At 68.2% G+C, this 23,931-nt stretch carries 25 protein-coding genes; 11 read left to right on the top strand and 14 right to left on the bottom strand.

Features of this window, described 5'->3' with window-relative positions:
* Positions 1-211: 211 nt before the first annotated feature.
* The 14 genes from H261_RS01275 to H261_RS01210 all read right to left on the bottom strand — a co-directional run bounded on the left by H261_RS01275 (position 212) and on the right by H261_RS01210 (position 12,533).
* Positions 212-625, bottom strand: a complete 414-nt coding sequence (locus tag H261_RS01275) for a hypothetical protein (protein WP_008613413.1) — start codon at positions 623-625, stop codon at positions 212-214.
* Positions 622-915 (bottom strand): RnfH family protein, encoded by a 294-nt coding sequence (locus tag H261_RS01270; RefSeq protein ID WP_008613412.1) that lies wholly within the window; start codon positions 913-915, stop codon positions 622-624. The genes H261_RS01275 and H261_RS01270 overlap by 4 nt, the downstream gene beginning before the upstream one ends.
* 16 nt (positions 916-931) lie before the next feature.
* Positions 932-1,603 (bottom strand): electron transport complex subunit E, encoded by a 672-nt coding sequence (locus tag H261_RS01265; protein WP_008613411.1) that lies wholly within the window; start codon positions 1,601-1,603, stop codon positions 932-934.
* Positions 1,603-2,232 carry an electron transport complex subunit RsxG gene (rsxG, locus tag H261_RS01260; RefSeq protein ID WP_008613409.1) on the bottom strand — a complete coding sequence of 210 codons (630 nt, stop codon included), beginning with the start codon at positions 2,230-2,232 and terminating at the stop codon, positions 1,603-1,605. Before rsxG ends, H261_RS01265 begins: the two co-directional genes overlap by 1 nt.
* Positions 2,229-3,305: an RnfABCDGE type electron transport complex subunit D gene (locus H261_RS01255; RefSeq protein WP_008613404.1), complete on the bottom strand. Its 1,077-nt coding sequence runs from the start codon at positions 3,303-3,305 to the stop codon at positions 2,229-2,231. The genes rsxG and H261_RS01255 overlap by 4 nt, the downstream gene beginning before the upstream one ends.
* Complete coding sequence (gene rsxC, locus H261_RS01250) at positions 3,302-4,813, bottom strand: electron transport complex subunit RsxC (protein WP_008613402.1); 1,512 nt, start codon at positions 4,811-4,813, stop codon at positions 3,302-3,304. Before rsxC ends, H261_RS01255 begins: the two co-directional genes overlap by 4 nt.
* Positions 4,814-4,826: 13 nt before the next feature.
* Positions 4,827-5,363, bottom strand: a complete 537-nt coding sequence (locus H261_RS01245; RefSeq protein WP_008613396.1) for an RnfABCDGE type electron transport complex subunit B — start codon at positions 5,361-5,363, stop codon at positions 4,827-4,829.
* 13 nt (positions 5,364-5,376) lie between these two features.
* Positions 5,377-5,958 carry an electron transport complex subunit RsxA gene (gene rsxA / locus H261_RS01240; protein WP_008613394.1) on the bottom strand — a complete coding sequence of 194 codons (582 nt, stop codon included), beginning with the start codon at positions 5,956-5,958 and terminating at the stop codon, positions 5,377-5,379.
* A 15-nt stretch (positions 5,959-5,973) separates the two neighbouring features.
* Positions 5,974-6,510 (bottom strand): SoxR reducing system RseC family protein, encoded by a 537-nt coding sequence (locus H261_RS01235; protein ID WP_008613392.1) that lies wholly within the window; start codon positions 6,508-6,510, stop codon positions 5,974-5,976.
* Between the two features lie 8 nt (positions 6,511-6,518).
* Complete coding sequence (locus H261_RS01230) at positions 6,519-7,517, bottom strand: FAD:protein FMN transferase (protein ID WP_008613390.1); 999 nt, start codon at positions 7,515-7,517, stop codon at positions 6,519-6,521.
* 543 nt (positions 7,518-8,060) lie between these two features.
* Positions 8,061-10,040, bottom strand: a complete 1,980-nt coding sequence (locus H261_RS01225; protein WP_152426635.1) for an O-linked N-acetylglucosamine transferase, SPINDLY family protein — start codon at positions 10,038-10,040, stop codon at positions 8,061-8,063.
* Between the two features lie 31 nt (positions 10,041-10,071).
* Positions 10,072-10,527 carry a PaaI family thioesterase gene (locus tag H261_RS01220; RefSeq protein WP_008613386.1) on the bottom strand — a complete coding sequence of 152 codons (456 nt, stop codon included), beginning with the start codon at positions 10,525-10,527 and terminating at the stop codon, positions 10,072-10,074.
* A gap of 27 nt (positions 10,528-10,554) precedes the next feature.
* Positions 10,555-11,706, bottom strand: coding sequence for an acyl-CoA dehydrogenase family protein (locus H261_RS01215; RefSeq protein WP_008613385.1), 1,152 nt, complete (start codon positions 11,704-11,706; stop codon positions 10,555-10,557).
* A 26-nt stretch (positions 11,707-11,732) separates the two neighbouring features.
* Positions 11,733-12,533: an IclR family transcriptional regulator gene (locus H261_RS01210; protein WP_008613384.1), complete on the bottom strand. Its 801-nt coding sequence runs from the start codon at positions 12,531-12,533 to the stop codon at positions 11,733-11,735.
* Between the two features lie 133 nt (positions 12,534-12,666).
* Here H261_RS01210 and H261_RS01205 point away from each other — a divergent pair, with 133 nt between their 5' ends.
* The 11 genes from H261_RS01205 (at position 12,667) to H261_RS01155 (ending at position 23,894) form a co-directional block, all read left to right on the top strand.
* Complete coding sequence (locus H261_RS01205) at positions 12,667-13,437, top strand: enoyl-CoA hydratase (RefSeq protein WP_008613383.1); 771 nt, start codon at positions 12,667-12,669, stop codon at positions 13,435-13,437.
* Positions 13,438-13,439: 2 nt separating this feature from the next.
* A complete protein-coding gene (locus H261_RS01200; protein WP_008613381.1) occupies positions 13,440-14,960 on the top strand; it encodes a 3-hydroxyacyl-CoA dehydrogenase in 1,521 nt (506 codons plus the stop codon).
* Between the two features lie 3 nt (positions 14,961-14,963).
* Positions 14,964-16,160 (top strand): 3-oxoadipyl-CoA thiolase, encoded by a 1,197-nt coding sequence (locus H261_RS01195; RefSeq protein ID WP_008613379.1) that lies wholly within the window; start codon positions 14,964-14,966, stop codon positions 16,158-16,160.
* 97 nt (positions 16,161-16,257) lie between these two features.
* A complete protein-coding gene (locus H261_RS01190; RefSeq protein WP_008613377.1) occupies positions 16,258-17,709 on the top strand; it encodes an aldehyde dehydrogenase family protein in 1,452 nt (483 codons plus the stop codon).
* Positions 17,702-18,649: an alpha/beta hydrolase gene (locus H261_RS01185; RefSeq protein WP_008613374.1), complete on the top strand. Its 948-nt coding sequence runs from the start codon at positions 17,702-17,704 to the stop codon at positions 18,647-18,649. The genes H261_RS01190 and H261_RS01185 overlap by 8 nt, the downstream gene beginning before the upstream one ends.
* Before the next feature lie 92 nt (positions 18,650-18,741).
* Positions 18,742-19,509: an enoyl-CoA hydratase/isomerase family protein gene (locus H261_RS01180; protein ID WP_008613364.1), complete on the top strand. Its 768-nt coding sequence runs from the start codon at positions 18,742-18,744 to the stop codon at positions 19,507-19,509.
* Between the two features lie 22 nt (positions 19,510-19,531).
* Complete coding sequence (locus H261_RS01175; RefSeq protein ID WP_008613362.1) at positions 19,532-20,278, top strand: SDR family NAD(P)-dependent oxidoreductase; 747 nt, start codon at positions 19,532-19,534, stop codon at positions 20,276-20,278.
* 38 nt (positions 20,279-20,316) lie between these two features.
* Positions 20,317-21,135: an enoyl-CoA hydratase family protein gene (locus H261_RS01170; protein ID WP_008613361.1), complete on the top strand. Its 819-nt coding sequence runs from the start codon at positions 20,317-20,319 to the stop codon at positions 21,133-21,135.
* A 59-nt stretch (positions 21,136-21,194) separates the two neighbouring features.
* Complete coding sequence (locus tag H261_RS01165) at positions 21,195-22,379, top strand: acyl-CoA dehydrogenase family protein (protein WP_008613360.1); 1,185 nt, start codon at positions 21,195-21,197, stop codon at positions 22,377-22,379.
* Entirely contained in the window at positions 22,376-23,155 is a 780-nt protein-coding gene (locus H261_RS01160; RefSeq protein ID WP_008613359.1) for an SDR family NAD(P)-dependent oxidoreductase, read from the top strand. The genes H261_RS01165 and H261_RS01160 overlap by 4 nt, the downstream gene beginning before the upstream one ends.
* A gap of 61 nt (positions 23,156-23,216) precedes the next feature.
* Complete coding sequence (locus H261_RS01155) at positions 23,217-23,894, top strand: TetR/AcrR family transcriptional regulator (protein WP_008613357.1); 678 nt, start codon at positions 23,217-23,219, stop codon at positions 23,892-23,894.
* Positions 23,895-23,931: the final 37 nt, after the last annotated feature.

Here is a 23,931-nt window from a genome sequence, read left to right as displayed (position 1 = left end):
CCGGTTGTCGCGCAGCCAGTCAACCCCGCCGCCATAAGCAGGCAAGCAATCCGTCGCATACCATTCCCCCCCCACTTTGATCGATGGCTTCAAATACCAGGTGCAGCCTGATGATGAGTGCATCCATTAGCTGGAAGAGTAAAACGGCGCGTGCCGACAGTCAATGCTTCCTATGGGCGTATATTTATGGGAGTTGATGCCTTTTGGTGACCTAGAACTCCTGCTTCACCTTGGCCCGCAGTTCCGCCGAGCGGGGACTTTGGGTGTCCAGGGTACCGTCGTTGCTGCCCATGCGGATGGATTCGGCCACGGCGCCCAGGCATTGCTCGTTCCTGAGTTCGTACTGGTCCAGCTGCCACGAAGCGTTGCGGTTCTCGCTCATCAGCATGGCCGCCTCGGTCTGCAACTGGGTGGCCTCGGCCAGCAGGCGGGCGGCGTTGGAGGCCGATTTGGCGGTGGGGGTCGAGGCGCCCGCCGCCGCCATCTGGGCGGAGGACGCGGTGCGGTCGTCGCCCTTCAGCCAGATGTGGGCCCAGGCCTTCCAGGGGGCGGCGGCCTCGATGTCCAGGGCGTAGAGGACGGAATAGGCCACCGCCTGGGTGACGGTCAGATCCTCGGTGCTCATGACTCGCTTCCTCCGGCCGCCGGCGCCTCGGGGGCGGCGCGGCGCTTGACGGTCTTGGGATCGACGGTGATGGGGCGGTAGATTTCGATGCGCGCCCCTTCCTCCAGCACGGTATCCAGCGTGGTGGCCTTGCCGAAGATTCCGACCTTCTGGGTTTCCAGGTCGATCTCGGGGAACTGGTGCAGGATGCCCGATTTCTCAATGGCTTCCTTGACCGTGGTTCCCTCCGGCACGTCGATGGACAGCCACGACTGGCGGGAGGGAACGGCGTAGACGACTCCGATCTTCATGATGTCCGTCTCTCCCTTAGACGCTGTGGGCGCCGGCCATCTTGATCTCCTTGCCCGAGGCAAGGTCGATCATGCGCTTGGCGACCACCAGCAGGCCGGCGATCAGGAAGCCGCCGGGCGGCAGGATCAGCACCAGGATGCCCCAATCGGCCGGCATGATGCGCATCTCCATCACCTTGGCCCAGGGGCCGAGCAGCAGGGCGGCGTCGGCGAACAGGGTGCCCTGGCCGATGGCTTCGCGCACCAGGCCGATGACGGTCAGCGCGAAGGTGAAGCCGAGTCCCATGAAGGTGCCGTCCACCAGCGAGGGCAGCACCGGCTCCTTGGCGGCGAAGGCCTCCAGGCGGGCCAGCGGCAGGCAGTTGGAGACGATCAGCGGGATGAACAGGCCCAGCACCTTGTACAGCTCATGCATCCAGGCGTTCATGGCCAGATCCACGAAGGTGACGTTGGCCGCCACGATCAGGATGTAGACCGGGATGCGCACCTCGTGGGTGACGTAGTTGCGGAACATGGCGACCATCAGGTTCGAGGCGGCCATCACCACGGCGGTGGCGATGCCCATGCCCAGGCCGTTGGTGCCGGTTCCGGTCATGGCCATGGTCGGGCACATGCCGAGCAGCATGCACAGCACGCCGTTGTTTTCCCACAATCCGTCCTTGACGATCCGTCCGTAGCTGGCAGACATCACTTCTTCTCCATCATGCGAGACGAATTGGCGGCGAAGAACTCCAGCCCCTGGCGGATGCCGCTCACCACGGCGCGGGGCGTGATGGTGGCGCCGGAGAACTGGTCGAACTGGCCGCCGTCCTTCTTGACCTTCCACTTTTCCGCCGGCGGATTGCCGAGGGAAAGGCCGGTGAAACGGGTGATCCACTCGTTCTTGGCGGCCTCGATCTTGTCGCCCAGGCCGGGCGTCTCCTTGTGGGAGATGACCCGCACGCCCAGCAGCTTGCCGTCGGGGGCGACGCCCAGCATCAGGCGGATCGGGCCGCCATAGCCGCCCGAGGCCATGTATTCGTAGGCCACGGCGACCACCTGGCCGTCCTTGGTGGCGCGGTAGATGTCGGTCTCGGCCGGGGCGCCATGGCCGCCGGCCTTGGGATTGGGCAGCTTGACCGTGTCGGTGACCGGGTTGTTGTCATGGATGGAACGCGGAATCACCTGCCCCAGCGAGTTCATCTTGTCCTCCAGGGCGCGCTCCTTGATGGGCGCCTTGGTGATGTCGTCGGTGAGCGCCAGGGCCACGCCGAAGCCGGCGCAGAAGGCGCCCAGGATGGTGGCGTGGACCCAGGTGGGCCGTATGGCTTGGCTCATTTGTCCCCCCTGACCGGCAGAGGCTCGCCCTTGCGGGTGCGCCCGAAGACGCGCGGCCGGAAATGTTGATCGAGAATGGGCGTCAGCGCGTTCATCAGCAGCACCGCGAAGGCCACGCCCTCGGGATATCCGGCATAGGTGCGGATGATCCAGGTCAGCAGGCCGATGCCGATGCCGAAGGCTAACTGGCCCGACTTGGACACCGGCGAGGTGACGTAGTCGGTGGCGATGAAGAAGGCCCCCAGGATCGAGGCGCCCGACAGCAGATGGAACAGGCCGCCGGCGTGCCGCGCCGGGTCCAGGGCGTTGAACAGGGTGCCCATCAGGAACAGGGTGGCCAGCATGGACACCGGGATATGCCAGGAGATGATCTTGCGCCACATCAGGAACAGGCCGCCCAGCAGGATCAGCGGCACCGCCGTCTCGCCCATGGAGCCGGGATGGAAGCCGATCATCATGTCGCCCAGGCTGGGGACCGAGGCGATGGACTGGCTGATGGGAACGCCCTTGGACAGCTCGGTCTTGATGAAGCCCAGCGGCGAGGCGGTGCTGATGCCGTCGAGCGAGAAGCCGCGCCCGAAGGTGATGGTCAGCGCTTCGCCGATGGAGGGCGAGCCGGGGGTGAACAGCGGCTTGGGCGCCACGAACGAGGTCATCTGCAGCGGGAAGGAGACCAGCACCACCACGCGGCCGACCATGGCCGGGTTGAAGACGTTCTGGCCCAATCCGCCGAAGGCGTGCTTGGCGAGGCAGACGGCGAACACCGAGGCCACCACGGCGACCCACCACGGCGCCCACGGCGGCAGCGACAGGGCCAGCAGCCAGCCGGTGATCAGCACCGAGCCGTCGCCCAGCGCCCGGTCGGGATTGCCGCCGCCGATGCGCACGCAGGCCGCCTCGCAGGCCATGCAGGCCAGCATGGTGACGATGAACAGGAAGATGGCGGGCCAGCCGAACAGCCACAGATTGTACAGCGTGGCCGGCGCCAGGGCCGCCAGGACCGTGAACATGGTCCGGGAGACGTTGTTGGGGCCGTGGGTGAACGGCCCGCTCTTGTCGATCGCGATACTCATGCGTTGGCCCCGCCTGCGGAGTTGGGTTGTGCCTGCTGGTTCGCCTGGGGGGCGGCCGCTGCCGCCTCGGCGGCTTCCTTGGCGGCCTTGGCCTTGGCGGCGGCTTCGCGCTTGGCCTGGGCCTGGCGTTCGAGACGCGCGTTATGGGCCTCGACCAGCGCCTTGGTCTGCTCGTTCTTGCGCCGCTCGCGGTCGAGCGCGGCGATCTTGCCCTTGGCGTAGTTGAAATAGTGGACCAGGGGAATGTGCGACGGGCAGATGTAGGAGCACGAGCCGCACGACACGCAATCCTGCACGCCGATCTTGGCGGCGAGGTCGAGCTTGTCGTTTCTGATGTAGCTGGCCATTTCCACCGGCACCAGCCCGCACGGGCAATAGGTGACGCACGAGCCGCAACGGATGCAGGGGCTCGACGCGTGCTCGTTGGTCTCTCCTTGCGTCAGCGCCAGGATGCCAGAGGTGCCCTTGACCACCGCCACGTCCAGGCTGGGAAGCGGCTGGCCCATCATGGGGCCGCCCGAGATGATGCGCCGGGCCTCCTTGGAGATTCCGCCGCAAAAGTCGAGCAGTTCGGAGACCCGGGTGCCCAGCGGCACCTCGATGTTCTTGGGCTCGGCGACGGCGCCGCCGCTGACCGTCACGACGCGCGACACCAGCGGCCGGCCCAGGCGCACCGCCTGATGCACGGCCCGCGCGGTGGCGACGTTGTGCACGACCACGCCCACGTCGGCGGTCAGCTTGCGGGCCGGAGTCTCGCGTCCCGTCACCGCCTGGGTCAGGTGGCGCTCGGCGCCCATGGGGTACTGCACCGGCACGCCCACCACTTCGACGTTGGGGGTCTTGGCGGCTTCGGCCTTCAGGGAGTCCACGGCCTGGGGCTTGTTGTCCTCCACGGCGATGATCACCTTGGGGGCGCCCAGGGCATGGGCCATGATGCGGGCGCCGTCCACCACCTGGGCGGCGAATTCCCGCATGACGCGGTCGTCGCAGGTCAGGTAGGGCTCGCACTCGGCGCCGTTCAACAGCAGGATTTCCAGCTTGTGCTGACCGCCCAGGCCCAGCTTCACCGCCGACGGGAAGGTGGCGCCGCCCATGCCGACGATGCCGGCCTCGGCGACGCGGGCCTTGATCTCGGCGGGAGAGGCGGCGAAGGGATCATCGATGGCCGGCATGGGCTCGGCCCATTCGTCCTTGCCGTCGGAATCCAGCATGATGGTCAGAACCGGCAGGCCGGAAGGGTGCGGGGCGGTCATCTCGGTGATGGCCGCGATGCGTCCCGAGGTGGGGGCGTGCAATGCGGCCGAGATCGCTCCTTGCGCCTTGGCCAGCAACTGGCCTTTCTTGACCAGGTCGCCGGCGTCGACCGTGGTGTTGGCCGGCGCGCCCATGTGCTGCTGCAAGGGCAGGTAAAGGGTCTTCGGAACGGGCAGGGCGACGATGGCCTTCTCGCTCGTCAGCTCCTTGCGGTATTCCGGGTGGATGCCGCCCAGGATGGGAAACAGTTTCATCGACCGTCTCTCCTCAATGCGCCGAATGCTCGCCCGGCTTTTGCCAGTGCCAGGCGGCGATGGTTTGCGGGATGGGGCGCATCTCGATGGCCTCGGTGGGGCAGATCTTGAAGCACTTGGAACAGGCGTGGCAGGCGTCGGCGATCACCGTATGCAACTGCTTGGGGGCGCCGACGATGGCGTCGGAGCCGCACTCGCCGATGCAGCGCAGGCAGCCGATGCACAGGTCCTCGTTGATGAAGGCGACGCGCGGGCCGACCTCCTCGTGGGCGTCGGCGTCGGCGTGGACGCCGAGCCTCTTGGCCAGGGCCTCGATGGTGGCCTTGCCGCCCGGCGCGCACAGCGTGATGGGCGTGTCGCCCTTGGCCAGCGCCGCCGCGTACTGGGCGCAGCCGACGAAGCCGCATTGGCCGCATTGCGAGCCGGGCAGCAGGTTCTGCAGCTCTTCCTCGATGGGATTGACGGGCACGGCCAGGAGCTTGGCGGCGGTTCCCAGAACCGCGCCCAGCGTCACACCCATCACCGCCAGACTTCCGACATCCAACAACATGACAGGTAACCTCCTAATTGGTGCTCATACCGGAAAAGCCCATGAAGGCCAGGGCCAGCAGGCTGGCGGTGATGAAGCCGATGGGCGGGCCGGCGAACAGGCGCGGCACATCGGCCAGGGCGATGCGTTCGCGCAGGCCGGCGAACAGCACCATGACCAGCGAGTAACCCAGCGACGAGGCCAGGGCGAACACGGTGCTCTCGATGAAGTTCATCTTGCCTTCGACCAGCAGCAGGTTGACGCCCAGCACCGCGCAGTTGGTGGTGATCAGCGGCAGGTAGATGCCCAGCATCTGGAACATGGCGGGCGAGACCTTGCGCACCACGGCTTCCGTGAACTGCACGGCCGCCGCGATGACCAGGATGAAGGTCACGGTCCGCAGGTAGCCCAGTTCGTAGGGCTCCAGCAGCGCCTTCTCCACCCCCCAGTCGATCATGGCCGAGATGGTGATGCAGAAGGTGGTGGCGGCGCCCATGCCGATGGCGGTGTCCACCCGGGTGGTGACGCCCATGAAGGAGCACAGGCCCAGGAACCGCATCAGCACGACGTTGCTGACCAGGGCGGCGCTGATGATCAGCAGAAGGTAATGTTCCATCGGGTGCTTCCCCCTTTACCCATGTTCCGTGTGGCAGGTCCCGTCGACCGGCACCTCGAAGGCGCGGCGCAGGAAGCGGGGGGTCAGAACCCCCCGTGCCGAAAGAATGCCGGCGACGACGCGGGCGGCGAGCAGCCCCGCCGCCAATCCGCCGGCCGCCCCCAGGGCGGCATAGCCGTCCGAGTGCCCGAACTCCTGTCCCATGATGCCGCCGGCCAGCAGGGCGAGCAGCGGCAGGCCATAGGCGGTGAGCGCCCCCTTGGTCAGGGTGTCCTCGCGGACCCCGACCACCACCCGTTCACCGACCGCCAGGCCGAGGTCGCCCGGCAGGGCGAAGCGCTTGGCCAACTGGTGGGCGGACGTCTTGCCCTGCTTGCCGATGCTGCACAGGCCGGCCGAATGGCAGCCGCCGCAGCTTTGCGCCGGCTCGGGCTCGGCCCATGCCTTGCCGCCGCTGAGCGCGACCACGCGGGCGAAACCCTCGACCATGTCGCGGTCGTCGGCATTCGGAAAGAACGATTCCGGCGGGGCGGAGGATTGGAGATTGCTCATCGCAAGGCTCAGGCCGTCACCGTCGCGACGACGCCCTGAGGGGTGACGAAATAGGCCTGCAGCGCCCCGGCCGCCCGCAGGATCTGCTGGCGCTTGTGCTCCGGCGCCAGGATCAGGGTGGTGGCCAGGCCGTCGGCGATGGTGGCGTTGTCGGCGATCACCGTCACGCCCAGCTCGGCCGGGGCGGTGCGGCCGGTGCGCGGATCGATGATGTGGGTGAACCTGCCGGCCTCGTCGAACATGGTGCCGTAGCCGCCCGAGGTGGAGACGCACTTGTTGACCACGTCCACCGAGGTGACGGCCTTGGAATTGTCCGCCGGGTTGGCGATGCCGATGCGCCAGGCCGAACCGTCGGGCTTGGCCTCCATGGCGCGGGGCTCGCCCATGTCCACCAGCATCTGGGTGAATCCGTGGGCGCGCAGCACGTCGGCCACCTTGTCGGTGATGAACCCCTGGGCGCGGGCGTTCAGCGTCAGCGCCATGCCGGGCTTGGCCAGGGTGACGCGGCGCTTGGCGGCGTCGACCTCGATGCCCTTCCAGTCCACCAGGGCCAGGGCGGCGTCGATGTCCTTTCGCGCCGGTCCCTTGGGATCGGGATTGGCGGCGGTGAAGTGGCTGAAATACAGCTGCCACACCGGCTGGATGGTGGGGTCGAAGGCGCCGTCGCTGATCTCGGCCAGGCTCTTGGCGTGGGCGACCAGTTCCATGAACTCGGCCGGCGCGTCGTCCAGCTTGCCGTCGCGGTTCAGCGCCGACAGGGCGGAATCGGCGCGGTAGATGCTGAAGATGCCTTCCAGCCGGGCCAGCTCTCCTTGCGCGGCGGCCAGCGCGGTGCGGGCCTGGGCCTCGTCGGCGGCGTAGAGCTGGATGGTCGACGGCGCCCCCAGGGTCGTCCCTTCCCAACGGACCAGGCGGGCCTGGGCGGCATTGGCCTTCATCAGCAGCGGCAGTCCGGCGGCGGCGGCCAGAACGGTGATGGCGCGACGGCGGGTGATACGAACGGTCATCGAGCCTGAGCCCTCCTTCGGGTGAAACTTCAGGACGCAAGGGGCCTGTTCCCGTGGCCCTGCCAAACCCTCTTAGCAAGACCCGCGCCACAAAAGTATAATTGCTCAAGAAAACGTCACATAGATGGTATGCGAGGACATCGCCCACATCAAGAGTGTGTGTTTTTAAATGCGCATTGCAATACCAAATTTAAAAAATGGCGAAAAACAGCCGATTTTTAAGTGATACGCCCTGAAATGGAGGGCTGTAACGGGTCCGCTACGGCCTTTGGACGGCAGAAAAAAATCCATGTGTCTGGAGCATCTCCAATGTCGGAATCGCGACATGGATGGAGAAATTCCCTCCAATTGTCTGATCCTGATCATAGGTATGGGGCGGCCTATCCTTTTGTGCTTGGCGCGTCCGGGGTTTGATGGTAAGTAGAAATCCGCAGCGACCTGAGCCCATGGGGCCGGGTCCTTTTTTTTGCGGCGGGCGGTTGCGCCGCGCCGCGGCGATCCCGAACCCGGGGGGGTAGGGGGAGCGGTAAAGGGGAAGGTCTTTCAGGCCTTCCCCTTTATCTTTGCGCACCACTCGCTCCAGGCCTGGCGAAAGAACGCCTCGACCGCCGTCACATGGGCGGCGGAATCGCCGACGCCGCGCCGCAGGGCGGGGCGCAGGTCCCGGCGCAGCCGTTCCAGGCGGGCCGGATCGTTGGCCAGGGCGACGGCCAGATCCTCATAGGCGCTCACGTCGCGGCGGGACAGTTCCGCCTCCATCCCCATGGCGGTGAGCAGCGCCAGGGTCTGGCGCGAGAACGGGCGCGGGCCGGCCAAGGTGACCGCCGGTACCCCCATCCACAGCGCCTCGCACGAGGTGAAGGCGCCGCAATAGGGGAAGGGGTCGAGCGCGATGTCCACCTCGCCGTATTCGGCCAACAGCTGCTCCGGCGGCGAGTTTCCGCGCAGGTCCAGCCGGTCGCCGGCGATGCCGTGGGCGGCGAAGGCGTTGCGGAAGCGCCCCGCCACCTCCGCATGGGCGAGGTGGGGCCATTTGAGCAGCAGCCGGCTGTCGGGCACGCGCTTCAGGATGCGCGACCACGAGGCAACGACGGAATCGTTCAGCTTGGCGATGTTGTTGAAGCTGCCGAAGGTGACGAAGTCCCGGGCCAGCATGGGGGGGGTGGCCGGCTCGGGGGTTTCCGGCCCCTGGTAGCACAGGCGCGAGCCGGGCAGCACAGCGACCTTCTCGCGGAACCACGCTTCCGCCTCGGGCGGCACGGTGGCGCGGTCCATCAGGGCGTAGTCCATGGCGGCCAGGCCGGTGGTGAAGGGATAGCCCAGCCAGCTCACCTGAAGAGGCGCCGGCTTGGCCGCGAACAGTTCCAGGCGGTTGCCCGCCGTCTGGCCGTCCAGGTCGACCAGGATGTCGATGCCGTCCTCTTGGATCTGGCGGGCCAGGGCGGCATCGTCCAGGCCGGCGGCCTCCCGCCACAAATCGGCGCCGTGGCGCAATTCCGCGGTGATCTCGTCGCCGCCCGGCCGGGTGGCGTAGCAGGCGGCGAAGACGTGGTTCCTGTCGTGGCCCTTCAGCACCGGCCGCATCAGCAGGCCGAGGGGATGGCGGCGGAAGCCGGCGGAGACGTAGCCGACGCGGATCACCCGGTCCGGCTCGGGCGGATTGGCGTATTGGGCCGGAAGCGCGGTGCGGCGGCGGTCCATGATCTGCCGGTGGGCGCCGGCGATCTCGTCCCCGGTCATGCGGGGCAGGTAGTGCAGGCCGTTGAGATGGTTGGAAGCGGCCTCCACCAGCCGGGGATTGATGTCCCAGGCGGTCCGCCAGCAGGCCACCGCCTCGGCGGCGCGGCCTTCGCCATAGAAGGCGTTGCCCAGGTTGTAATGGGCGGGGGCGTGGCTGGGGCGGAGCGAGATGGCGGTGCGCAGGCTGCCCTGGGCCGCCTTGACGCGCCCGGCCTGCTGCTGCAGGGCACCCAGATCGGTCAGCATCTGCCAGTCGCCGGGGGCGAGGCGTACCGCCGTCTCCATGGCGTCGGCCGCCTCGGCGGCGCGGCCCGTGGCATCGAGGCTGCGGGCCAGTTGGGCGTGGACCGCCGGCAGATGGGGCAGCAGTTCCACGGCGCGGCGGTAGCAGGGTTCCGCCTCCGCCGCCCGGCCCAGCCGCATCCGCACGTTGCCCAGGTTGAACCAGGCGGGGGCCAGTCCGGGGGAAAGCCCGGCGGCGCGGGCGAAATCGGCCTCGGCCTCGTCCAGACGGTCGAGGTCGCTCAGGAGGTCGCCCCGGTTGCACCACGCCTCGGCCATGTCGGGGGCCAGTTCCTGGGCGCGGCGGTGCAGCGCCATGGCGGCGTCGGTCTGGCCGCGCTGCTGGCTGATCACCCCCAGATTGGTCAGCGCCTTCGCCGCCTGGGGCGACAGCGGCGCCTGATCCAGCAGGCGGCGGTAAAGGGATTCCGCCTCGTCCACGCGGCCCTGGTTATGCAGCGCTTCGGCCTGGACGAGCAATTGGGGGGAATCTGAACTCATGGATAATTTATCCAGGGTATTCATACAACCGTCAAGCTTGTGCTATGCCAATAGGCTGGAGGGGGACGCCCTCCGGCGCGTCGCTGCCGGTGCGGTAGTGGAAGGTGCCCTCGCCCATGGCGATCAGCTTGCCGTTGGCGTCCAGCACCTCGGAGCAGCAGAACACGATGCGGCTGCCCCCGGCCTTCTTGCGGGCGATGGCGCGCAGCGTGCCGTGGCGGGCCTGGCCGGTGAAGCTGGTGGTCAGCTGCAGGGTGACGACGCGCCGCACCCGTCCGGGAAAGGGGCAGAAGGTGGCGGCGAAACCGCACGAGGTGTCGATCAGGGTGGCGAGCACCCCGCCATGCACCAGGCCGGCCCGGTTGCAGTGCTTGCGCCCGATGGTCAGCTCGAGAACGGCGCGGTCCTCGGACCATTCGGCCAGGCGGTAGTCCAGCAATTCCTGAAAGCCCGAGCGGGGCTCGCCGTCCAGCAGGTCATCGGGCATTCAAGGCGTCCCCGGCCAAGTCTTCATTCAGGCCATATCCTTCAGCATGTTGCGGGCGATGACCAGTTGTTGGATTTGCGTAGTGCCCTCGTAGATGCGGAACAGGCGGACGTCGCGGTAGAAGCGCTCGATGCCGTGATCGGCCATATAGCCGGCCCCGCCATGGATCTGGACGGCGCGGTCGGCGATGCGCCCCACCGCCTCGGAGGCGAACAGCTTGCAGCACGCCGCCTCGGTGGAGACGTTGAGGCCCTGGTCCTTCCGGCGGGCCGCGTCCAGCACCATGCAGCGGGCGGCATAGGCCTCCGTCCTCGAATCGGCCAGCATGGCCTGGACCAGCTGGAACTCGCCGATGGGCTTGCCGAACTGTACCCGTTCGGCGGCGTATCTGACGCTGTCCCGGATCAGCCGTTCCGAGATTCCGACGCAGGTGGCCGAGATGTGCAGGCGGCCGCGGTCGAGAACCTTCATGGCGGTCTTGAACCCCCGGCCCTCGACGCCGCCGATGATGTTGGCGGCGGGCACCCGCACGTCGTCGAGGATCACGTCGCAGGTGTGCGCCCCCTGCTGGCCCATCTTCCTGTCGATCCTGCCCAAGGACAGGCCGGGGGAATCCGCCTCGACGATGAAGGCGGAGATGCCGCCGGCTCCCTTGTCCCGGGGATCGGTGCGCGCCATCAGGGTGAAGATCGAGGCTTCCGGAGCATTGGTGATGAAGCGCTTGGTGCCGTTGACGACGTAGTGATCGCCGTCCCGGCGGGCGGTGGTGCGCAGGGAGGCGGCGTCGGACCCGGCATCGGGCTCGGTCAGGGCGAAGGAGGCGATCATCTCGCCGGTGGCCAGCCGGGGCAGATAGCGACGCTTCTGCTCCTCGGTGCCGTCCATGACGATGCCCTGGGAGCCGATGCCGTTGTTGGTGCCGAAGATGGAGCGGAAGGCCGGCGCGGTCTGGCCGATCTCGAAGGCGCACAGCACCTCCTCTTCCATGGTGAGGCCCAGCCCGCCGTATTCCTCGGGGATGGACAGGCCGAACAGGCCCAGTTCCTTCATCTCGGCGACGATGGCCGGCGGAATGGAATCGTCCCCGGCGATGCGCTCCTCGTTGGGCACCAGCCGTTCGCGCACGAAGCGCGAAAGGGTGGCGAGCAACTGGTCGAGGGTGTCCTGGTCGCGGATCATGCCGTCTTGTCCCCGTCTGGATGGAATCAGCGGCGGCCCAGCGCCGTCTCGATCTTGCGGGCCACCGCCACCAGACGGGGGCCGAGATCGTCCTCCAGCCGCCCGGGCGGCAGCAGGAAGGCGGCGCCGCCGCAGTTCAGCGCCATCACCACCCCGGTGGCGGGATTGGTCAGCGCCACCCCCACCGCGTGGACGTCGCTCTGCCAGTCGCCCACCGACGTGGTGAAGCCCCGCGCCGCGTATTCCGCCAGGGCCCGTTCCAGCCCCCGCTCCATGCGCGGCCAGTCGTCGGGATGGCGCGCCCTGACCTCGTCGAGGATGGCGGCGCGCCCGGCCTCGGGCAGGGCGGCGAGATAGGCGCGGCCCATGGCGGTGGTCGCCACCGGAATGCGCGAGCCCACCGACAGCCTGATGGTCAGCGCCCCCTTGCCCCGGCAGGATTCGATATAGATCATGCTGGTGCGGTCGTGGCTGCCCAGGGATACCGCCACGTCGGAATATTCGGCCAGTTCCTGCATCAGCGGGCGGGCCACGTGGCGGATGTCCATGCTGGCCAGCGCGGTGTAGCCCAGCGACAGCGCGGCGGTGCCCAGCTGGTACCTGGAATAGCGCTCCACATAGGTGAGGTAGCCCAGCCGGGTCAGCGTATGGGTCAGCCTTGACACCGTCGGCTTGGGCAGGCCGGTGCGCGCCGCGATCTCCTGGTTGCCCAGCATGGAATCGTTGGCGCGGAAGCAGCGCAGCACCTCGAGGCCGCGCGACAGCGCCACCACGAACTGGCGGTCGTGGGCCGGTCCCCCCCCGCGATCGTCCCCGGATTCGCTCAAGGCTTCGTCTCCCGCTCCCCTCCATTGCGGGCGGAGAGGATGTTTTTGTTTGCCAAGCGACCAAATCACGACTTAGGCTCTGGCGTCAATAAAATGTGAAATAGAATTCCGCACAGCGAAACCGAGGGGCGTCATGACGGAAGTGCTTTTGGAAAAACCCTTTGATTTCGTGGCCTTGCTGCGGATCAACCGGCCCGAGGCCAAGAACGCCCTCAACGGCGAGGTGCGGCGGCAGATGGCCGGGCACATGGCGGCGCTGGGCGACGATCCCGCCGTGCGGGTGATCGTGATGACCGGCAACCAGGAGGCCTTCGCCGCCGGAGCCGACATCAAGGACATGGCCGAGGTGGGGGCCATCGAGCTGATGCAGCGCAACAACCACCTGCTGTGGCGGGCTATCGCCAACTGTCCCAAGCCGGTGATCGCCGCCGTGAACGGTTACGCCTGGGGCGGCGGCTGCGAGCTTGTCATGCACGCCGACATCATCGTGGCGGGCGAGAACGCCAGCTTCTCCCAGCCCGAGGTCAAGGTGGGCATCATGCCGGGCGCCGGCGGCACCCAGCGCCTGACCCGCGCGGTCGGCAAGTTCAAGGCCATGCTGATGCTGATGACCGGCCAGCCGGTCAGCGGGACCGAGGCCGGCCAGATGGGCCTCGCCAGTCTGGTGGTTCCCGACGGCGAGGTGCTGGACAAGGCGCTGGAGATCGCCAGGACCATCTCGCGCATGCCGCCGGTGGCCATCGCCCAGATCAAGGAAGTGCTGCTAGCCGGCCAGGACGCCTCGCTGGACGCCGCCCTGCTGCTGGAGCGCAAGGCTTTCCAGCTGCTGTTCGCCAGCGCCGACCAGAAGGAAGGCATGAAGGCCTTCATCGAGAAGCGCAAGCCCACCTATGAGGGGAAGTAGCCATGAGCCTCGACGCAGCACGTTCCGACCTCATCCTCGGCCTTGTCGGCACCGGCACCATGGGGCGCGGCATCGCCCAGATCGCCGTGGCCGCCGGCGTCACCGTCATCCTGGTTGATGCGCTGCCCGGCGCGGCCGCCAAGGCCCGCGACGCGGTGGCCGGCATGCTGGCCAAGCTGGCCGAGAAGGGCAAGCTCTCCGCCGAGGCCTGCGCCGCCGCCACCTCCCGGCTCAAGCTGGGGGAAAGCCTCGCCGACCTGGCGCCGGTCCATGTGGTGGTGGAAGCCATCGTCGAGGACATCGCCGTCAAGCAATCCCTGATGAAGGAACTGGAGGCCGTCGTTGCCGCCGATTGCCTGATCGCCACCAACACCTCGTCGCTGTCGGTGACCTCCATCGCCGCCGGCTGCCGGCTGCCGGGGCGGGTGGGGGGCTTCCACTTCTTCAACCCCGTGCCCTTGATGAAGGTGGTCGAGGTCATCGGCGGCGTGATGACCGAAGGCTGGGTGGTGGAGGCGCTGACCGCCCTGGCCCGGCGCATGGGCCATGCTCCGGTCAAGGCCAAGGACACCCCCGGCTTCATCGTCAACCACGCCGGGCGCGGCTACGGCACCGAGGCGCTGAAGCTGGTGGGCGAGGGCGTCGCCGATTTCGCCGCCGCCGACCGCATCCTCAAGGGTGCCGCCGGCTTCCGCATGGGGCCGTTCGAACTGCTCGACCTCACCGCGCTGGACGTCTCCCACCCGGTGATGGAAAGCATCTACGACCAGTATTACCAGGAACCGCGCTTCCGCCCGTCGCCCATCACCCGCTCGCGCCTGGCGGCCGGGCTGCTGGGCCGCAAGACCGGGCGGGGCTTCTATGCCTATGATGGCGACAAGGCGGTGGTGCCGCCGCCGCCGCCGGTGCCCGCCGCGTGGAACGGCCCGGTGTGGGTCGCCCCCGGCGAGGGCTCGCTGGCCGTCGCCGCCCTGGTCACCCGGCTGGGCGCCAGGCTGGAAAAGGGCAAGAAGCCGACCAAGGCGGCGTTGGTCCTGGTTCCGGTGCTGGGCGAGGATTGCACCACCGCCGTGGTCCGCCTGGGCCTCGACGCCAGCCGCGCCGTCGCCGTCGACCCGCTGTTCGGCCTGGACAGCCATCGCACCGTGATGACCAACCCGCTGACCCGTCCCGACATCCGCGACGGCGCCCACGGAATGCTGGCCGGCGACGAGGTGGCGGTCACCGTGATCGCCGACAGCCCCGGCCTGGTGGCCCAGCGCGTGGTGGCGGCCATCGTCAATATCGGCTGCGACATCGCCCAGCAGCGTATCGCCACTCCCGAGGATATCGACAAGGCGGTGACGCTGGGCCTCGGCTATCCCGCCGGACCGCTGTCCTGGGGCGACCGCATCGGCCCCGGCAAGGTGGTGGCCATCCTCGACACGATGCTGGCCATCACCGGCGATCCCCGCTACCGCGCCAGCCTGTGGCTGAAGCGCCGCGCCGCGCTGGGCGTTTCCCTCCTGACCGCGGAGTCCTGAGCTATGCTCGACGCCTATATCTACGACGGATTGCGTTCCCCCATCGGCCGTCATGCCGGCGGGCTGGCCCCGGTGCGTCCCGACGATCTGGCCGCCGAGGTGATCCGCGCCCTGGTGGCCCGCTCGTCCTTCAGGCCGCAAGACATCGAGGACGTGATTCTCGGCTGCACCAACCAGGCGGGTGAGGACAGCCGCAACGTGGCGCGCCACGCCGCCCTGCTGGCCGGCCTGCCGGTGGAGGTGGCGGGCCAGACCGTCAACCGCCTGTGCGCCTCGGGGCTGGCCGCCGTACTGGATGCCGCCCGCTCGGTGACCTGCGGCGAGGGCGATTTGTTCGTGGCCGGCGGCGTGGAGAGCATGAGCCGCGCCCCCTTCGCCCTGGCCAAGGCGGACAGCGCCTGGTCCCGCGACGCCCGGATCTTCGACACCACCATCGGGGCACGGTTTCCCAATCCCAGGCTGGTGAAGGGCTTCGGCAACCATTCCATGCCCGAGACCGCCGACAACATCGCCCACGACCTGGGCCTGACCCGCGAGGCTTCGGATTCCTTCGCCGCCGCCTCCCAGGCCAGATACGCCCGCGCCAAGGTGGAAGGGTTCTACGAGGGCGAAATCCATCCCATCACCATAACGGGGCGCAAGGGCGACACCGTGGTGGCCGAGGACGAGCATCCGCGCCCCGAGACCGGCCTGGCGGCGCTGGCCAAGCTGAAGCCGCTGTTCGAGGGCGGCGTGGTCACCGCCGGCAACGCCTCGGGCATCAACGACGGTGCCTGCGCCCTGTTCATCGGTTCGCGCGCGGCGGGCGAGAAGGCGGGAATCAAGCCCATCGCCCGCATCGTCGCCGGGGCGGCGGCCGGCGTGGCGCCGCGCGTCATGGGCCTGGGGCCGGTGCCGGCCATCGCCAAGGCCCTGGCGCGGGCCAATCTCGCCCTGAAGGACCTCGATCTCATCGAGATCAACGAGGCCTTCGCCGTGCAGGTGCTGGGCTGCGCCGCCCAGTTGGGTCTCGCCGCCGACGATTCGCGGCTCAACCCCAATGGCGGCGCCATCGCCATCGGCCATCCCCTGGGCTGCTCGGGGGCGCGGCTGGCGCTTACCGCCGCGCGCCAGCTGGAGCGGAGCGGCGGACGCCACGCCGTGGTGTCGCTGTGCATCGGCGTCGGCCATGGCCTTGCCGCCGTGATCGAAAGGGTCTGAGCCGTACCGGCGCTCGCCGCACATTGAGGATGTTTCATTCGACGGGAGGCGGCGGATAGGGCGACAATCCGCCGCCTCTTGTCCTTGGAGAACGGTGATGCGCGATTGTCTGGACTTCTACATCGACGGCGCCTGGGTGCAGCCCACCCCCGGCTCGCGTCGGCTCGACGTGGTCAACCCCGCCACCGAGCAGGTGTCGGGCCAAGTGGCGCTGGGGACCGCCGGCGACGCCGTCCGGGCCGTCGAGGCGGCGGCCCGTGCCTTTCCCGCCTGGGCGGCGACGCCGTTGGCCGAGCGTCTGGACATCCTCGCCAAGGTGACGGCGCTGTATGAAAGCCGCCTCGACGAGATCGCCCGGGCCATCAGCCTGGAGATGGGCGCGCCGCTGGAGCGTCTGGCCAAGCCGGCCCAGGCCCGCGCCGGGCTGGGCCATTTCAAGACGGCCCTGTCGCTGGCGAAAACCTATGCTTTCGAACGCCGCCAGGGCACCACCCTGGTGGTCAAGGAGCCGGTGGGGGTGGCGTCGCTGATCACGCCGTGGAACTGGCCCTTGAACCAGATCGCCTGCAAGGTGGCGCCCGCCTTGGCGGCAGGCTGCGCCATGGTCTTGAAGCCCAGCGAATTCGCGCCTTATTCCGCCCGTATCCTGGCTGAGATCATCCACGAGGCGGGCGTGCCGGCCGGCGTGTTCAACATGGTGTTCGGCGACGGCGCCGAGATCGGTCCGGCGCTGTCGTCCCATCCCCTGGTGGACATGGTGTCGCTGACCGGCTCCAACGCCGCCGGCTCGTCGGTGATGCGCGAGGGAGCGGCGACCATCAAGAAGGTGTCGCTGGAACTGGGCGGCAAGTCGGCCAACATCATCTGCGACAGCGCCGATTTCAAGAAGGCCATGGGCCACGCGGTCAAGGCGATGATGGGCAATACGGGGCAAAGCTGCAACGCGCCGTCCCGGCTGTTCGTCCCCGCCCACCGGCTCGAGGAGGCGGAAAACCAGGCCGCCGAACTGTGCGCCCGGATCAGGGTGGGCGATCCCCTGGACCCCGAGACGGTGATGGGTCCCATCGCCAACGCCCGCCAGTTCGACAAGGTGCGGCGCATGATCCGCATCGGGATGGAGGAGGGCGCCCGGCTGGTGTGCGGCGGCCCCGAGCGGCCCGAGGGCCTGGACAGGGGCTATTTCGTGCGCCCCACGGTGTTCAGCCGGGTGACCGATGCCATGACCATCATGCGCGAGGAAATCTTCGGCCCGGTGCTCGCCATGCGCGGCTATACCGACCTGGACGACGCGGTGGCGGGCGCCAACGACTGCGTCTACGGCCTGTCAGGTTATGTCTATGCCGGCGACCTGGACGAGGCGCGCGCCGTGGCGCGCCGCCTGCGCACCGGCATGGTGCATCTGAACGGCGCCCTGTCCCATCCCGGCGGGCCGTTCGGCGGCATCCGCCAGTCGGGGGTGGGGCGCGAATGGGGCGAGGCGGGATTCGAGGAATTCCTGGAATCCAAGACCCTGTTCGGGTCGGAAGCGAAAGAGCAGGCGGATGCTTGAAACCGGCTTCTTCTCCCTCGGCACGCCGGGGCGGCTCGACGACGACATCGCCTTCGTGCTGGCCAAGGCCGCCGAGCTGAAACTGCCCAAACTGGGCGAATTGGGGCCGGTGGCCGGACGGGCGGAATTCACCCGGCGGCTGTCGCGGACCAATCCCCCGGCCCCCGAAGGCGTCGGGGCCGAGGACATCGTCATCGCCGGAACCGTCCGGGCGCGGCGCTATACCCCGGAGGGCGGGCCGCGGGCCAAGGGGCTGCTGCTCTATTTCCACGGCGGCGGCTTCGTGGTCGGCGACCTGGAGAGCCATGATCCCCAGTGCCGCGCCCTGGCGGCGCAAAGCGGCTCGCTGGTGGTGGCGGTGGATTACCGGCTGGCGCCGGAACATCCCTATCCCGCCGCCATCGTCGACGGCATCGCGGCGCTGCAATGGGCGGCCATGGAATATGCCGACTGGAGCCTGGGGGTGGCCGGCGACAGCGCGGGCGGCACCATGGCGGCGGTGCTGGCCCTGCGGGCCCGCGCCCTGGGCATTCCCCTGGCGCTGCAGGCGCTGGTCTATCCGGCGGTGGACCAGCAGGGCGATTTTCCGTCGCGGACTCGCCTCGCCGAGGGCTATCTGCTGACCCAGGCCGACATCGACTGGTTCACGGCACAGTATTTCATCGGGCGGCAAAGCCCGGTGCTGGAGCCCGACGCCTCGCCGCTGCGCGCCGCCTCCCATGCCGGACTGGCCCCGGCCCTGGTGCTGACCTGCGGCTTCGACCCCCTGGTGGACGAGGGCGATGCCTATGCCCTGGCCCTGAAGGGGGCGGGGGTGAAGGTGCGCCATGTGCGCCTGGAAGGCTCCATCCACGGCTGCCTGGGACTGGCTGGCTATGTGGCCTCGGGCCAGGCCGCTCTGGGCGAGCTGTGCCGGGCCTGGAGTTCTGTCCTCGGCTGATTTGTTGAATGGTCATTCAATCAGCCTTGACTCACACCACGAAATGAATGAACATTCAGTCATATTGAATATCCAGTCAGTTCGAGGCGTGAATGACCTTCTCCGTGCTGAACACCGCCCGCCGCGGCGCCGTCTTCGTGGTCACCCTGGCCAGCCCGCCGGTCAACGCCCTGTCGCGCGCCCTGATCAAGGATCTGCATGCCGCCATGGACATGGTGGAGGCGGACAAGACCATCCGGGTGCTGCATGTGCGGTCCGAGCAGAAGGCCTTCTGCGCCGGCGCCGATCTGGCCGAGATGCGGGAAAACCTGGCCAATCCCGATCTGGTGGACGCCCAGATCGCCTTCGTCCGCGACCTGCAGAACGTACTGAAGCGCATCGAGACCTTGCCGCTGGCCACCATCGCCGAGGTGGGGGGCGCGGCCATGGGCGGCGGCCTGGAACTGGCCCTGGCCTGCGACTTCCGCATCGCCGCCAACGAGGCCAAGCTGGCCCTGCCCGAGGTCAATCTCGGCCTGATCCCCGGGGCCGGCGGCACCCAGCGCCTGACGCGGCTGTGCGGCCCGGCCATCGCCAAGCGCCTGATCCTCGGCGCCGAGATTCTCGACGGCGAGAGCGCCGCCGGCATGGGCATCGTCCATTGGTCGGCGCCGCGCGCCGAACTGGCCGACAAGGCGGCCACCCTGGCCGACCGCATCGCCACCTTGCCGCGCGCCGCCGTGGCGGCGTCCAAATCCTGCATCGAAGCCTCCCTCGACCCGTCGCGCGACGGCTACGAGGAGGAACTGACCGCCACCCGTAACCTGCTGTTGCACGAACCCGAGACCCGCCACCGGGTCGAGGCGTTCCTGTCCAAGTGATTTTCATCGAAGGAGCAAGGAAATGAAGTTCGAGGATAAAGTCGCCCTGATCACCGGCGGTGCGTCGGGCATCGGCCTGTGCACCGTCACCTCCATGGCCGAGCTGGGCGCCGACGTGCTGATCGCCGACATCAACGTCGAAGCCGGCGAGAAGGCGGCGGCCGACATCCGCGCCAAGGGCTTCAAGGCCGAGTTCGTCCGCCTCGACGTCACCGACAAGGCCAATATCGCCAAGGTGAAGGAGCATGTGGTCGCCACCCGCGGCCGCCTCGACATCCTGTGCAACGTGGCGGGCTGGGGCCATATCCAGCCGTTCGTCGACAACGACGACGCCTTCATCGCCAAGGTGATGAGCCTCAACCTGTCCGGCCCCATCGAGCTGATCCGCGCCTTCTTCCCCATGATGATCGAGAAGAAGGGCGGCAAGATCGTCAACGTCGCCTCCGACGCCGGCCGCGTCGGCTCCCTGGGCGAAAGCGTCTACTCGGCGGCCAAGGGCGGCCTGATCGCCTTCTCCAAGGCCCTGGCCCGCGAGGGTGCCCGCTATGGCATCAACGTCAACGCCATCTGCCCCGGCCCGACCGATACCCCGCTGCTCAAGTCCGAGCCGGAGAAGTTCCTCGAGGCCTTCCTCAAGGTCATTCCCATGCGCCGCTTCGGCCAGCCGCAGGAAGTGGCCGATTCCATCGTCTTCATGGCGTCGAACCGCGCCGACTACATCACCGGTCAGGTCCTGTCGGTCAACGGCGGCATCACCATGGTGGGCTAAGGGCCCCCTTCGCAACATCAAGACAAGAGGACAATCCCATGCGCAAGTTCAAGGCTGCCGAATACAAGGCCACCCATTTCGACTGGAAGGTCGACGGCAAGGTGGCGACGCTCACCCTCAACCGTCCCGACCGCAAGAATCCGCTGACCTTCGACTCCTATGGCGAGCTGCGTGACCTGTTCGAGAACATGGTCTATGCCGACGACGTCAAGGCGGTGATCGTCACCGGTTCGGGCGGCAATTTCTGCTCGGGCGGCGACGTGCACGAGATCATCGGTCCGCTGACCAAGATGGACATGCCCGAACTGCTGGAATTCACCCGCATGACCGGCGACGCGGTGCGCGCCATGCGCAACGCCCCCCAGCCGATCATTTCGGCCATCGACGGCATCTGCGCCGGCGCCGGCACCATGCTGGGCTGCGCCTCGGACATCCGTCTGGGCACCGCGCGGTCCAAGGTGGCCTTCCTGTTCGTCCGCGTCGGCCTGGCCGGCGCCGACATGGGCGCCTGCACCCTGCTGCCCCGCCTGATCGGCCTGTCGCGCGCCGCCGAACTGCTCTACACCGGCCGCGCCATGGGCGGCGAGGAGGCCGAGCGTGTCGGCTACTACAACTCGCTCCATGCCCCGGAAGAGCTGCTGGACGCCGCCAACAAGCTGGCCCATTCCCTGGCCAACGGCCCGACCTTCGGTCACGCCATGACCAAGAAGATGCTGTGGCAGGAATGGAACCAGGGCCTTGGCGAGTGCATCGAGGCCGAGGCCCAGGCCCAGGCCATCTGCATGCAGACCAAGGACTTCGAGCGCGCCTACATCGCCTTCGCCAACAAGCAGGCGCCGGTCTTCGAAGGCAACTGATCCCGGCTTCGGCACCCCTCTCCCGCCAGCGGGGGAGGGGATTGTGAAGGAAAAGAACCATGAGTGATGCCACGTTCCTCGACTGGCCCTTTCTCGACGAGTCCCACCGCGCCTTTGCTGCGTCGCTCGAGGACTGGGCCAACACCATCCTCCCAGGGGTGTGTCCCGAGGACGAGGCGCACGGCCCCGCCATGGACCAGACCGCCCGACGCCTGGTAACGGCTCTGGGACAGGCGGGGTTCCTCAAGGCGGCCATTCCGGCCGCATACGGCGGGCGGGCCAAGGATTTCGACGTCCGGGCGCTTTGCCTGGGGCGCGAGATCCTGGCCCGCCATGCCGGTCTTGCCGATTTCGCCTTCGCCATGCAGGGATTGGGCAGCGCCGCCATCACCCTGTTCGGCAACGAGGCGCAGCAGGCCCGCTACCTGCCCAAGGTGGGGACCGGCGAATCCATCGCCGCCTTCGCCATCTCCGAGGCCGATGCCGGCTCGGATGTCGGCGCCATGACCACCCAGGCGGTCAAGGACGGCGACCACTATGTCATCAACGGCGCCAAGACCTGGATTTCCAACGCCGGGCTGGCCGATTTCTACACCGTCTTCGCCCGCATCGGCGACGAGCCGGGGGCCAAGGCCCTGGCGGCCTTCGTGGTGGACGCCTCCACCCCCGGCCTGTCGGTGTCCGAGCGCATCGACGTCATCGCCCCCCATCCCCTGGGCTCGCTGAAGTTCGAGAACATGCGGGTGCCCGCCGCCAACCTGCTGGGCAAGCCCGGCGACGGCTTCAAGGTGGCCATGAGCGTGCTGGACGTCTTCCGCACCACGGTGGGCGCCGCCGCACTCGGCTTCGCGCGCCGCGCCATGGACGAGGCGCTGGCCCGGTCGCTGAAGCGCAAGGCCTTCGGCTCCAGGCTGGCCGAGTTCCAGCTGATCCAGGCCAAGATCGCCGACATGGCGGTGGCCGTCGACACCTCGGCCCTGCTGATCTACCGTTCGGCCTGGACCAAGGACACCAAGGGCGGCCGCGTCACCCGCGAGGCTTCCATGGCCAAGCTGTGGGCCACCGAGCAGGCCCAGATGGTCATCGATCAGGCGGTGCAGATCTGGGGCGGCCTGGGCGTGATCAGCGGCATGACGGTCGAGCAGCTCTACCGCGAGATCCGCGCGCTCCGCATCTACGAGGGCACCAGCGAAATCCAGAAGCTGGTCATCGCCTCCAAGGTCTATGAAGGGCTGACGCCATGATGGGCGGGGCGCAGCCGCTCGCCGGCCGCCACGCTTTGGTCACCGGCGGCGGTCGCGGCATCGGCGCCGCCATCGCCCGTCAGCTGCTGGCCCTGGGGGCCGCCGTCACCATCACCGGGCGCGACCGGACGCGGCTGGAGGCCTCCGCCTCCGCCATGGGCTGCCAGGCCGTGGCGGTGGACGTCACCGATTCCGCGGCCATCCAGAACGGTTTCGCCCAGGCCGCCCAGGCTCTCGGCCCCATCGCCATCCTGGTCAACAATGCCGGCATCGCCAAGGCGGCGCCCTTCGCCAGGACCGATCTCGGCCTGTGGGACGACATCCTGCGCACCGACCTGACCGGCGCCTTCCTCTGCACCCAGGCGGCGCTGCCCGACATGCTGAAGGCGGGGTGGGGCCGGGTGGTCAACGTGGCCTCCACCGCCGGCCTGACCGGCATGGCCTATTGCGCCGCCTATTGCGCCGCCAAGCACGGCCTGATCGGCCTGACTCGCGCCCTGGCGGTGGAGCTGGCGTCCAAGCCGGTGACCGTCAACGCTGTCTGCCCCGGCTACACCGAGACGGATATCGTCGAGGAAACCGTTACCAACATCGTCGCCAAGACCGGGCGCTCGCGCGAGGAGGCTCTGGCCGGGCTGGTCGCCGCCAACCCGCAGAAGCGCCTGATCAAGCCCGAGGAAGTGGCCGAGGCGGTGGCGTGGCTATGCCTGCCCGGGTCGGCGGCCATCACCGGCCAAAGCATCGCGGTGGCGGGTGGGGAGTTGATGGTGGGTTGACGGCTGCCTAGGGGCGGGGTAGTCGGAGTTTGAACGGATTCCAACCGGGGCGGGACGCTGAATGGACAACAAGCCGGGTGCGGTTCACGACGTCAAGGCCCAGGTCAGCGACGAGGCGCTGGTCACCAGGCGGCGCGGCCAGATCATCGCGTCGGCGGTGGAACTGTTCTCGCACCAGGGTTTCTACCGCACCACCATCCAGGACGTGGCCAGGAAGGCGGGGGTTTCCGCCGGGCTGATCTACCAGTATGTCAGCGACAAGGAGGACGTGCTGCTGCTCGCCCTGCTGTCGGTGCTGGAATCCTACAAGCATGAGATTCCGGCGGCGCTGGAGGGGCTTTCCGATCCGCTGGAGCGCTTCCAGGCGGCTATCCGCGCCTATTGCCGGGTGGTGGACCAGCGGCGCGAGGCCACGGTGCTGGCCTACCGCTCCACCAAGTCGCTGCCCGACGACCGCCGCCGGCTGATCAAGGATTGCGAGATCGAGACCAACGGCATGATCGCCGCCTGCCTCGCCGACTGCATCCGCGCCGGTCTGATGCGCGACGTCAACGTGGAACTGGTGACCTACCAGCTGGTCACCTTCGCCCATAGCTGGGCGCTGAAGCACTGGCGGCTCAAGGAATTGTGCGGCCTGGAGCAATACGTGGCCGAGGGCCTCGACTTCTTCGCCCACGCCCTGCTGACGCCGAAGGGCTGGCGCCAGTGGAAGAGGATGGCGGAATCCACGACCGGTTGACGCATCCATCGCTTCGGGTACTATATCTGGCTCCTGA

This window comes from Paramagnetospirillum caucaseum, assembly GCF_000342045.1.
GTDB classification, from domain to species: Bacteria; Pseudomonadota; Alphaproteobacteria; order Rhodospirillales; family Magnetospirillaceae; genus Phaeospirillum; species Phaeospirillum caucaseum.
Note: the sequence above shows the minus strand (reverse complement) of the source record. Positions and strands in the feature narration are given on the sequence as shown.

Bases quoted from the DNA above. Each gene is read 5' to 3' on its own strand.
- H261_RS01275 (WP_008613413.1), bottom strand. From the start codon at position 625: ATGAGCACCGAGGATCTGACCGTCACCCAGGCGGTGGCCTATTCCGTC.
- H261_RS01270 (WP_008613412.1), bottom strand. From the start codon at position 915: ATGAAGATCGGAGTCGTCTACGCCGTTCCCTCCCGCCAGTCGTGGCTG.
- H261_RS01265 (WP_008613411.1), bottom strand. From the start codon at position 1,603: ATGTCTGCCAGCTACGGACGGATCGTCAAGGACGGATTGTGGGAAAAC.
- rsxG (WP_008613409.1), bottom strand. From the start codon at position 2,232: ATGAGCCAAGCCATACGGCCCACCTGGGTCCACGCCACCATCCTGGGC.
- H261_RS01255 (WP_008613404.1), bottom strand. From the start codon at position 3,305: ATGAGTATCGCGATCGACAAGAGCGGGCCGTTCACCCACGGCCCCAAC.
- rsxC (WP_008613402.1), bottom strand. From the start codon at position 4,813: ATGAAACTGTTTCCCATCCTGGGCGGCATCCACCCGGAATACCGCAAG.
- H261_RS01245 (WP_008613396.1), bottom strand. From the start codon at position 5,363: ATGTTGTTGGATGTCGGAAGTCTGGCGGTGATGGGTGTGACGCTGGGC.
- rsxA (WP_008613394.1), bottom strand. From the start codon at position 5,958: ATGGAACATTACCTTCTGCTGATCATCAGCGCCGCCCTGGTCAGCAAC.
- H261_RS01235 (WP_008613392.1), bottom strand. From the start codon at position 6,510: ATGAGCAATCTCCAATCCTCCGCCCCGCCGGAATCGTTCTTTCCGAAT.
- H261_RS01230 (WP_008613390.1), bottom strand. From the start codon at position 7,517: ATGACCGTTCGTATCACCCGCCGTCGCGCCATCACCGTTCTGGCCGCC.
- H261_RS01225 (WP_152426635.1), bottom strand. From the start codon at position 10,040: ATGAGTTCAGATTCCCCCCAATTGCTCGTCCAGGCCGAAGCGCTGCAT.
- H261_RS01220 (WP_008613386.1), bottom strand. From the start codon at position 10,527: ATGCCCGATGACCTGCTGGACGGCGAGCCCCGCTCGGGCTTTCAGGAA.
- H261_RS01215 (WP_008613385.1), bottom strand. From the start codon at position 11,706: ATGATCCGCGACCAGGACACCCTCGACCAGTTGCTCGCCACCCTTTCG.
- H261_RS01205 (WP_008613383.1), top strand. From the start codon at position 12,667: ATGACGGAAGTGCTTTTGGAAAAACCCTTTGATTTCGTGGCCTTGCTG.
- H261_RS01200 (WP_008613381.1), top strand. From the start codon at position 13,440: ATGAGCCTCGACGCAGCACGTTCCGACCTCATCCTCGGCCTTGTCGGC.
- H261_RS01195 (WP_008613379.1), top strand. From the start codon at position 14,964: ATGCTCGACGCCTATATCTACGACGGATTGCGTTCCCCCATCGGCCGT.
- H261_RS01190 (WP_008613377.1), top strand. From the start codon at position 16,258: ATGCGCGATTGTCTGGACTTCTACATCGACGGCGCCTGGGTGCAGCCC.
- H261_RS01185 (WP_008613374.1), top strand. From the start codon at position 17,702: ATGCTTGAAACCGGCTTCTTCTCCCTCGGCACGCCGGGGCGGCTCGAC.
- H261_RS01180 (WP_008613364.1), top strand. From the start codon at position 18,742: ATGACCTTCTCCGTGCTGAACACCGCCCGCCGCGGCGCCGTCTTCGTG.
- H261_RS01175 (WP_008613362.1), top strand. From the start codon at position 19,532: ATGAAGTTCGAGGATAAAGTCGCCCTGATCACCGGCGGTGCGTCGGGC.
- H261_RS01170 (WP_008613361.1), top strand. From the start codon at position 20,317: ATGCGCAAGTTCAAGGCTGCCGAATACAAGGCCACCCATTTCGACTGG.
- H261_RS01165 (WP_008613360.1), top strand. From the start codon at position 21,195: ATGAGTGATGCCACGTTCCTCGACTGGCCCTTTCTCGACGAGTCCCAC.
- H261_RS01160 (WP_008613359.1), top strand. From the start codon at position 22,376: ATGATGGGCGGGGCGCAGCCGCTCGCCGGCCGCCACGCTTTGGTCACC.
- H261_RS01155 (WP_008613357.1), top strand. From the start codon at position 23,217: ATGGACAACAAGCCGGGTGCGGTTCACGACGTCAAGGCCCAGGTCAGC.